Source organism: Virgibacillus doumboii, from assembly GCF_902806455.1.
Taxonomy (GTDB): Bacteria; Bacillota; Bacilli; order Bacillales; family Amphibacillaceae; genus Lentibacillus; species Lentibacillus doumboii.
The window spans coordinates 524393-533685 of the sequence record NZ_CADCWQ010000002.1 but is presented as its reverse complement, the minus strand read 5'-3'; the positions used below and the strand labels follow the sequence as shown (position 1 = coordinate 533685).

The following is a 9293-nucleotide window of genomic DNA, read 5'->3' as shown; positions in this document are numbered from 1 at the left end:
ACCTCCTATTTATTGTAAATCGTGAATCGCAAACGGAGCACCCCATGACGTGTAATGCCATCGATATCATCAAATACTGTCATATTAGTGCGCTCCTGCAATTCAATAGAAAAACCGCCTTCAATTGATAGGCGGCGTGATGTAGCTTGCAGACAAGCGTTTAAGATGTCATATGCTTCTTTTTTACCTGGATATTTGCTCCAGACGTGAATAACCAGTGCAATCTGTTCACCAGTTGTTGTTTTGGTATCGAATGGATCTGAAACAGGTTCACCGATGACGATATAAGGAAAGGGTACAGGTATATCATTCCCCTGCTCATCCTTAATAGTTTTGGGAACATGGTCATATACCCCTGTCACCAATGCTCGGACAGAGGCATTATTATATATTCTCTGATACAAAGACTGTTGTAATGGCCATAATGCAGTTTGGGTCATTTTATCACCCCAATTTCTTCATTTCTTTCCTGAAATACCTGGCACCACGATCTACACTGGAATGCCAAAACGGTTGAGCGCGCATTCCCACAGTATAAACGAACCTGCCTAATTTGTCGGACCAGTACACCCACGGTTCCTTACGTCCGTCTCCGTTTTCAGCGTAAATTCCCGTTCCATATTCAACGTAAATTGCATATTCCGCACCAACTCTAATCAATACAGATAGACCATCTAAACTACTCTCAAAAGTAATAGAATCTCTTAGGTTACCATCGTCGACTGGAGCAAGAGCAACAGCATTATTGAATATTTTTAACCCAGTTTCCTGAACAATCTCTCTTGCACGGTCAATTACATGATCCTCAAAGTCTTTCAATGCTTTTTCCAACAATCTATTACCAACATGAACCTTTGCCTTCCTAGGCATCAGGAATCAACCTTAGAGACACCCTCATAACCTCATGCTGTCCGCCCTGGTCGAGTGGTTTTCCCACCAGTTCATACGTATCACTCTCGCATTTTACGCGCATTGCAACTGTTATATCTGTCCGGTAAAGGAAAAACAAATACCTGTCAAACGGATGTTGCAGCTGGTGGGCTTTATAGATTTGTTCGCTTGTCGGTGTATCCAAAAAGCCTTCTATAGTGTCATATGTTTTCCAACCACCTGTACCTGGAATATATCCGCCTCCACCGTCCGGTTCGGGGTCTGAAAACGTGAGAAATGTCACATTATGCGGGAATTCATTCATTTGAATCGCACCTTTTTGTAAGGACGTAAATTCTTCATGATTCTATCCGGCAAGTCAGTATCATAAGAATAACTCACAGACCCCATTTGGCGGGACGATACGCCTTTCGACTGTAATTTATGCTGGATAGATTCAGCTATGAAAACTTTTACACCGGCAGGTGGTTTGTCTGCATCGAATGTATTGTTACAATGATCTTGGGCTTTTTCGACTAGCATTGGAATCATGGTTTTCAGGTAATCCCTATGCTTTGTTAAATCCACTTCAGCTATCATGGCAACATCATCAATTAAGGCCATGTAATCACCTACTTTTTATCCTTTGACTTAGATTTAGTCTTAGAAGATTCTTTTTTAGGTGCGTTTTTCTGTTTACTTGATGCCTTCTTGGGCTCCTTGTAATCCTCGACATACCTAAATCCTTCAGGTACCATTGAAGGTTGGACAACACGCTTTTCTTTGCCCCTCTGAACGACTATTTTATTCTTGGCCATCATTATCACCCTTTGGTTCTTGTGGTTCCTGTGGCTCCTGATGTTTAATCAGAGCGATCAAGTCTTCTTTCGTTGCATCTTCCGGAAAATCAATTTCCTTTGACTTCAAATATGCTTCAAGCGATTCATTATTGATCTCTTGTAAATCCTCAAGAGATAAGTCAGCTAAGTCGAAATTGTTATCACCTCTGCCGTTGGATTCACTTTTAATTAGAGCAATCAGCTGGTCTTTGGTATCTTCAGAAGTGTACTCAATACCTTTATTGTCCAAGTAACTTTTTAAATCATCATTATTTACTTTTTTTAACTTTGATTTCGATAACTCTTTGAAATCCCCATCTTCTGATTCCACTTCTTCAAAGATGTTACTATCGAAATATTTTTCTTTAATATTTAAAGTATCACCTGCCCGATATGACTTGCCGTCATATCGAACAGGGATCTGTTTAACACTTACTTTCATGAAAGAACGCCTCCTTATGCTATTGGTTGGGCCTGGAATACTTCATCAGCTGCAGGGAATGAAGGAAGTGCTGTCGCTACCGCCTTCGTCCATGTACTAACAGGGTCAAGGTTTTCCTCATATACCATAGCAAGAACATTACCGACTTTGCTTGTCTCGATGGACGGGTCACGAGTAAGACGGATTTCTTCAGCAGTCGGACCGTAAATTGTTTCGCCAAGGGTTCCCTCTCCGAACATTACGAACTTGTTATTAGCGAAGTAACGGTTGCTGGTATAAGTGCCATCTGCATTCTGCTTTCGGTACTTACGGTCATAAACCCCAATAACAGGCAGGTCGCGCTGCTGTAGGAATGCATTCAATTCTTGACGAGTTGCCATCCGCTGAGAGCCTCTTCCATAAAGCGCATCTATAATGGCAGGGTGCTGCAGCAGTGCATTTAGAACAGACTTAGAAGTCAACGCGCGACTAGCGTTACCATCTAGTTGGTCAGCCCAACGCTCCAGGTCACCTAATGGGTCAGAGTTTGCAGTGTCAGTCCATAGAGACGTACCGGATAGCGCTTCTTTATTTTCAGCAGGAACACCATAATCAATTGTTGCGCTTAGGTTATTTTCCGCAAGGGTTACTGTACCGTTTGCAATAACTTCCATACGCATAGCTTCAATACGCGCCTTTACACCTTGTACAAGAACGTCCATATCATTGAAAACGTTCTGCATAAGATATTGTTGCTCAGCTGTATTACGTGGGTTTTCCAACGCTACGATATCTTTTTCAGATAGTTGGATTTTCCGCTTAATCAACGCTAATTCAAGTGCTTGTTTACTAGCTTCACGGCTGCCAATTTCAGCTTCAGTATCAAAAGCATGAACACTAGCTGCAACAGGAGTTTTTCCTGCCCCTTTGATTTGATCGAATTCTAGGCTCTGACGTTTATTTTCTGGAAACAGTGACTCCCCAAGCAATGCAGGGTATTCACGATTTTGTAGATAATTCAATACTTCTTTTTGGCTAAATAACTCTAAAATATTTGGCATAATCTATCATTCTCCTTTTCTGTCCATTATTGAAATTTAATTTCTGGGATTTCTGGCTTAGCCAATGAATCTGGTGCAACTGGCAGACGTGATTCAATTACATAACCTTCAACCATAACGGAACCAGGTTGCGGTCCATGCGTTACATCTACATCAGTTAGTAAAATTCCTTCTGCTGTTGCATCATTAGCAGGGTAAACAGTGCCGGCTGGAACAATCTTCCTACCTTGTGCATTAGCTGTAACACCTGCATCGCTCACTTGACGTGTAAATGCTACGAATTTAGCACTTGCTAAAAAATTAATTTGTTTTGCTGTTGTTTTTCCAGATACATATACCATTCAAAATTCCTCCTTTTTATTTCCATACATCTACTTCGGGTGCTGATTTATCATCGTTAGCACTTTTCGCAAAATTAGCGCCAACACTATCGTCAGCACCTCCGCCACCATCAATCTTGCGGCCATCTTTTTTAAACTTCTCATCCACACCTTTTGAAATGGCGGCATTATATTTCTCTTCTAGTGTTTCTAGGTTCTTCATGGTGGTTTCTTCATCCTCACCAATGAAGAAAGAAACAATGTCAGTAGGCAATCCTTTTTCAGAAGCATGAGACACCGCCTTATTCATGAGCTTTTCATGCTGAGATTCTTTTTCCGTTTGTTGAATCTTTTCTTCCAATTCACGGATGCGCTTTTGTTCAGGTGTTTCATCTGGGTTCGCCTCTTTGACAGCTTCATCAATCAATTTTTGAAGGTTCTTTTCCTTCCACGTATTCAGCCCTTTTGTAAAGTTCTGATCTAAACGTGGTTGCAATAGCTTTTTACCTTCCGGCGTATCCAGAAACCCTTCGACCTTTTCTGCTGAAACGGCGCTAAGTTCTTCCAAATACGCTTTTACGTCTTCCTGTTCTTTATTTTCTTCCAACCAAGATTTGATTTCTTCTAATTTCATTGATTATTCCTCCTAAGCCTTGCAGTTCGAGCCTACAAGTCTGTATTTGTGCATAATAAAAAAGCCTTTTAGTGACTTGCTCAGGTCAATTTACTGGTTCATAAGTTTTTTTCAAAAATATCTGGCTTGCATGGATAAAATTCACCGTTCACACCTTTAATGATGTAATCGCCTACTCTGGCTCTCATCTCACCTTCCAATGTAGGAATTACGACTTCACCCAGCTGATAATTTTCGTAAGTCACATGAGCACCTTCGCAATCCTTCATAAATGTTTCAGTAATTAAATGGTTTGCACCATTCCACTCGACCGCTTCAATGACTACTGGCCTCTTTCGATACTTCATTCTCTCACCCCTTCCATATACTGCTTTGCCTGCAGTTGGCAGATAATGGACCACCTCCGAATCATGATTGTGGCTTGTTTGCAACTATTGCTTTATATTCATTTTTGCTGACTACAGCAACGAGTTTGTTCTCTGAATTTATGAACATTAGTTCGTCGTCATTGTTTTCAATGTTATGAACGTCGTCAACTATAATTGTCAATTCATCATCAAGAAAAACTGTGTAATCCAACTTTCATACCTCCTATAAAGCATGTTTTTTGTACCAGTCATCAAAAGTTGTATAAAGCATTGTTGTAGAAGGTGGCTTAATCTCTCGCTTCGCCCGTTTGAGCGCTTGTTTGTATGTTCTAGCATCATCAGCCATATATTTTTCTATCCGGTCCGCCAGTTTACGTTGATATTCCGGATCCATGTAATCTCGTCCTCTGCGATATTCAGGAAGCATACCGTTTACCAGACGTAATTTAACACATCTGCAATTAATATCCATGGAAGGTATTCCCCATAAATGCGGCGCTTTGGCTTTCCAACTCCGATAATGAAAATAGCCTTCATCGTCTGTTTTCTGACCGTCAAGCACTCGGTGAGAGTGTCTTACTCTTAAATCCAAAGCACTCATCCATACGCTGGTAATATCCACATGTTTAGATGCTTTCTTTTCAGCTTCCTCACCTGCTATTGTTCTTGCCCGGCCACCTTCTGTCCTTGCAACTCGACGGGCTTTGTTTCGACTGAATCCCACTGTTTTTTCAATACGTTTTGCCATTGTTGCATAGCCTTCGCCCGCTTGAATACCTTGTCCGAGTTCAATATTAATTTTCCTGACTATCTCATTCCGATGCTGTTCAAAAATCTTCGATAGTGTCAATTCAGCAATCGGATTTAGCAGTATTCCTTTAATTGTTTCTGTTGAAGGGATTGAAACATACATGCCTTTTCCGGTTGCCATCTCATATAAGTACATATGCCGCATAAAACCTTCTAGATAGATGTTCTCATTCGATTTTTGCAGCTTCTTAATGATGTAGCGATAATCAGCATTTAATTCCTTCGTGATTTGTTTCATTTCCTTCTGGAATCGGTTGTACTTGTTTATATCAGTCCACGATAACTCCCCGTCTGAGTCAGCATATTTTGCGTACATTTGCGCGATTCGGTTCTGAATCACTTTCAGTCGCTTCACAATCACTTCTTCAATCTCGGAGCCGGTCTGTTCGGCTAGTTTGTCCAGGTATTCTTCAATTTCAAGCTGGTTCATTGCCCTCACCGCCTAATGGCTCTTGGTGCTCGTCAATTTCATCCTGTTCTTTCTGCATTTGTTCCATTGCGGCTTTAGGATCCTCGATAAATGACAATAAAGATAAACGCTTTTCTTCAGGAACCCTACCTTGCAATTGTGCTGTGGTAGTAGCTTCCCCTTCTATATCTACAGGAAGGTTACGTTTAAAGGTAAATCCTACTTTCAAATAATCATCCTTACCAACGTTTTTTCGCTTTGCCCAGGCACTAAATATGACTTTATACTGATAACGAAGTGCTGCAGTCATTTTCCGCTCTTTGGTGATGCACTTGTTTTCCAATGACAGGAGTTTGTAGCGCATAGCCACTCCTGTAACTGTGGTGCCAAATTGTTCATCGGAAAAGTCTACTGATTTAGCAAACTTCATAATGTTCTTTTCTAATCTATCAAGATGGTGTTCTATCAGATCATCGTTAATATCTTTCGTGAGGTAATCAACAGAATCGTCTTTTTCCAACAATTCAATAATACGAGTACGCGGTAAATCATCAGCCGTTTCATCGTCTGCCCTCATGCCCTTGAACACCATATAAGCAAGCCTGTATTGTTCAATCTCGTTTGAAGCATCAGAAAGGGTACGATCATACGCATCAATTAGCGCAAGTACCTTCTCAGTGTCACCTTGCTTTTCCTTGTTATTCGCGAGTCCGAAAAGAGGATTAAACTCAAACAGATGCTCTTCCCTACTAACTTCTTTATATTTTCCGTTTTCATCTACAAAATGATAAATGTATTGATCATTGTAGAATTCGGCGCGATTTATTCCTTCTGAATCCTTAAAATATCGAATCGAATATTCTGGCTCATGAATGCTATCTCCAATAAATATCGCTTGCCAAGGATCTATGTTTTTAATCCGTTCATATCCGGTACCTTGTTCGATATAGGCAAGCCTTGCAGCTTTTCCACAAATGATGGCCATCTTTCCAAATTCAGCATCAGCATCCTCTACATGATTACGGAGATTAAAGATATCAATCTCCTTAACGATTGATAATGTTCTTGCTGCATCCTCCCCCTCGTTATATTTATAGGTTATTGGATGCCCAAGGAAGTAGCCTGTTGCAGTATCGATAATTTCTCCATCAAAGGCATTATTTAGGGTGTTATTCACCTTATCGTCAATACGTTTAACAGAACGGATGCCAAACTCGTCATAATTCGGGTGCTTGCGATTGAATATAGGCACCCCTTTTTGGCTTGCCTGGTAACGCTCATAGAGATTCATCATGCGTTCTCGTTCTTCTTTATGGTCGGCTATAATTTGCTGGAGTAATTCACCAGTAATTTGGTTATTATTTTCTTTGATTTTTTGAGCATAGTTTTTCATGTTTATCACCTACCTTGTCCTTCTTGACTTCGGTCTCATGTGCGTATAAATTGCATAACGAATCGAGTCCAGGACATCATCCCATTCTTTGACTGGTTCGCCTGTTTTCTCGTTCCACACATACATAAATATTTCTTTCTCAAAACGATTTACATTGTCTTTAATAACCTTCAACTTGTTAATCTTGAATAGTCTTGCTACTTCTTCAATACCGGATACAACTGCTTTGTCAGCATTTAACGCTTTCAGCTTTTCTCTTCTAAACCTCGTTACATGTTCAGGTCTAGCAGAATCGCAATAAAAAAAGATGTTGCCGTAGCGCTTTTTAACGCCTTTAGCTACATCTACCCAATAATCGATTTCTTCGTGTTGTTTCGAATGTTCTTCTAGGACATAAAAACAACCCTGGTCATCCTCTCCAATTACAACAATGGAACCTGGATGCTCATATCCCCAGTCAACGCCAGCAAAGTACCTTACAAAATTGAGATTTTCTGCTTGCGCTGCTGAAATGTAATGAATCTTTTTATTGAAGTCCTTATATACCACACCTTCAGCTGCAACCCAATGACCGTGAATATCTCTATCGGTAAACATTCCGGTAGGTGTAGAAGCGACGATACTTTCAACATACTCAGGATCCAAGAACACATTATCAAATAAAGTGAAGTGAAATGCCCTGATATTTAACCGGCCACTCTCTAACTGCTGACCATCCTTGTCGATGTAATCTTCTTTTACGGGGTGTGCTGGGTTCTCCGGGTTAGTATCAATTAGAATTCTTGCGCCCTTATATGAGCACCTAGAAATAACCTCTTTTACAAAAGTGTCATGTAATGCTGTTCCCTCGTTTAAAAGCGCTCCTGCAGCAGTAAATCCTCTAGCTTTCTTCCATGAATCGGACTTTGAACCATCAAACACGTATACCTTATTGCCGAATAACTCAAATGCATTTTTCTTATCGAGCTTAATATCTCGTCCTATGATTTTTTCCATATCATCCAAAATGTTACGCCATATACTTGAATGTGTGGCGCCCCCAATAATGAAAGATAACCCTTCTCCTTCATACTTTGCTACATGTGCCAAGAATAAGAGAATTGCTATAAAGGTTTTACCAGCTCGTTTAGCACCACTTAATAGTAGTATTTTTGGGTCTTCTGTTCGTACGCTGTTTACTACTTTAGTCTGTTTTGGAGTTAATTCCATCCACTAACCCCCTTAAAGCAGCTGCAACGTCTTTTTCTTTATTGTCGTCGTCTTTGGAGTTAATCTTCTCTATCTCTGCTTTTGATTTAGCAATATCGGCTTTTAATTTCTCTTGCTGTAGTTTATCTTTTGTGGATTCAGGCAGCATATCGAAGTAGTCCCAAAGTTTATCCAGAGCCTTCATCTTGTCGGCCAGTTTGATAGACACTCCATCTTTCCCTTGTTTCACCTCAGTGATGATCGTCCCGTCGATTTCATTTGATTCCTTAAAATCCACATAGTTTATTTCTTTCATAACAGGATTACCTTCATCGTCCTCAACAGGTCCAAACATGCCCATTTGTTGAACTTCCTTTTTGCCGAAAATGGTGTAATCTGTTACATCAGCGAAGGCAATGTCGATGTATTTTTGCAGAACAAATCGAGCATCAAGCAATATCCCATTTGCCTGTTCTTCCTTCATCTCATCAATTTCTTGTTTTATAGCAACATTCCGCAACAGTTTATACCCATGTGCTTTAGCAGTATCATACGCACAACCATATGCTTTTTGATATGCCTTAGCAGCACTAAAATATTTGAGGTAATACATGCAGAAAAACCTTTGTTTATCAGTAAGTTCATCGCTTTGCAAAGACTCTTCTTTTTCCTCTTTTTGAGGTGTGGCATCTCTAATACGATTAGTTGATTTTTGTTTGGTAACGCTCCTTTTCGAATTAGTAACGTTACCTTTTAATTTATCGTTCCATTTATCTTGACTTTTCCACTTGCGAATTTGTGAATCGCTTATTTCTAATTCAGCTGCAATATCCTTTAATTTTCGTTTACCCTTACTTTCTTTCCACAGTTCAAATGCTTTATCACGACGTGGATCTCTTTTTCTTGGCATGCTACATCATCACCCACCCCCGGTGCTAGTTAAGTTTGTTTTGTGCAAAAGAATAAGCACCGCAATGGGT

At 40.2% G+C, this 9293-nt stretch carries 15 protein-coding genes; all 15 read right to left on the bottom strand.

The annotated features are described in order from the left end of the window. Nucleotides 1-5 precede the first annotated feature (5 nt). The 15 genes from G6R02_RS19190 to G6R02_RS19120 all read right to left on the bottom strand — a co-directional run bounded on the left by G6R02_RS19190 (nucleotide 6) and on the right by G6R02_RS19120 (nucleotide 9223). Entirely contained in the window at nucleotides 6-440 is a 435-nt protein-coding gene (locus G6R02_RS19190) for a DUF3168 domain-containing protein (protein ID WP_164670966.1), read from the bottom strand. 4 nt (nucleotides 441-444) lie between these two features. Then, entirely contained in the window at nucleotides 445-870 is a 426-nt protein-coding gene (locus tag G6R02_RS19185) for an HK97-gp10 family putative phage morphogenesis protein (protein WP_164670965.1), read from the bottom strand. Then, the gene (locus tag G6R02_RS19180) at nucleotides 863-1195 is read right to left on the bottom strand and encodes a phage head closure protein (protein WP_164670964.1); all 333 of its coding nucleotides are present in this window, start codon (nucleotides 1193-1195) and stop codon (nucleotides 863-865) included. Before G6R02_RS19180 ends, G6R02_RS19185 begins: the two co-directional genes overlap by 8 nt. Continuing rightward, nucleotides 1192-1494 (bottom strand): phage head-tail connector protein, encoded by a 303-nt coding sequence (locus tag G6R02_RS19175; protein WP_246202674.1) that lies wholly within the window; start codon nucleotides 1492-1494, stop codon nucleotides 1192-1194. Before G6R02_RS19175 ends, G6R02_RS19180 begins: the two co-directional genes overlap by 4 nt. Nucleotides 1495-1502: 8 nt before the next feature. After that, entirely contained in the window at nucleotides 1503-1688 is a 186-nt protein-coding gene (locus G6R02_RS19170) for a hypothetical protein (protein ID WP_164670963.1), read from the bottom strand. Beyond that, complete coding sequence (locus G6R02_RS19165; protein ID WP_164670962.1) at nucleotides 1675-2151, bottom strand: hypothetical protein; 477 nt, start codon at nucleotides 2149-2151, stop codon at nucleotides 1675-1677. Before G6R02_RS19165 ends, G6R02_RS19170 begins: the two co-directional genes overlap by 14 nt. A 14-nt stretch (nucleotides 2152-2165) precedes the next feature. Continuing rightward, a complete protein-coding gene (locus tag G6R02_RS19160) occupies nucleotides 2166-3191 on the bottom strand; it encodes a major capsid protein (protein WP_164670961.1) in 1026 nt (341 codons plus the stop codon). A gap of 26 nt (nucleotides 3192-3217) precedes the next feature. Then, nucleotides 3218-3532: a hypothetical protein gene (locus G6R02_RS19155; RefSeq protein ID WP_164670960.1), complete on the bottom strand. Its 315-nt coding sequence runs from the start codon at nucleotides 3530-3532 to the stop codon at nucleotides 3218-3220. Between the two features lie 16 nt (nucleotides 3533-3548). Further along, nucleotides 3549-4145: a DUF4355 domain-containing protein gene (locus tag G6R02_RS19150; protein WP_164670959.1), complete on the bottom strand. Its 597-nt coding sequence runs from the start codon at nucleotides 4143-4145 to the stop codon at nucleotides 3549-3551. A 98-nt stretch (nucleotides 4146-4243) separates the two neighbouring features. Next, complete coding sequence (locus G6R02_RS19145; RefSeq protein ID WP_164670958.1) at nucleotides 4244-4492, bottom strand: hypothetical protein; 249 nt, start codon at nucleotides 4490-4492, stop codon at nucleotides 4244-4246. Between the two features lie 61 nt (nucleotides 4493-4553). Then, on the bottom strand, nucleotides 4554-4724 hold the full coding sequence (locus tag G6R02_RS19140) for a hypothetical protein (protein ID WP_164670957.1): 171 nt from the start codon (nucleotides 4722-4724) through the stop codon (nucleotides 4554-4556). A gap of 12 nt (nucleotides 4725-4736) precedes the next feature. After that, nucleotides 4737-5753 carry a phage head morphogenesis protein gene (locus G6R02_RS19135; RefSeq protein ID WP_164670956.1) on the bottom strand — a complete coding sequence of 339 codons (1017 nt, stop codon included), beginning with the start codon at nucleotides 5751-5753 and terminating at the stop codon, nucleotides 4737-4739. Next, a complete protein-coding gene (locus G6R02_RS19130) occupies nucleotides 5740-7125 on the bottom strand; it encodes a phage portal protein (protein WP_164670955.1) in 1386 nt (461 codons plus the stop codon). Before G6R02_RS19130 ends, G6R02_RS19135 begins: the two co-directional genes overlap by 14 nt. A 9-nt stretch (nucleotides 7126-7134) precedes the next feature. After that, nucleotides 7135-8334 (bottom strand): PBSX family phage terminase large subunit, encoded by a 1200-nt coding sequence (locus G6R02_RS19125; RefSeq protein WP_164670954.1) that lies wholly within the window; start codon nucleotides 8332-8334, stop codon nucleotides 7135-7137. After that, complete coding sequence (locus G6R02_RS19120) at nucleotides 8309-9223, bottom strand: terminase small subunit (protein ID WP_164670953.1); 915 nt, start codon at nucleotides 9221-9223, stop codon at nucleotides 8309-8311. Before G6R02_RS19120 ends, G6R02_RS19125 begins: the two co-directional genes overlap by 26 nt. Between the last annotated feature and the right edge of the window lie 70 nt (nucleotides 9224-9293).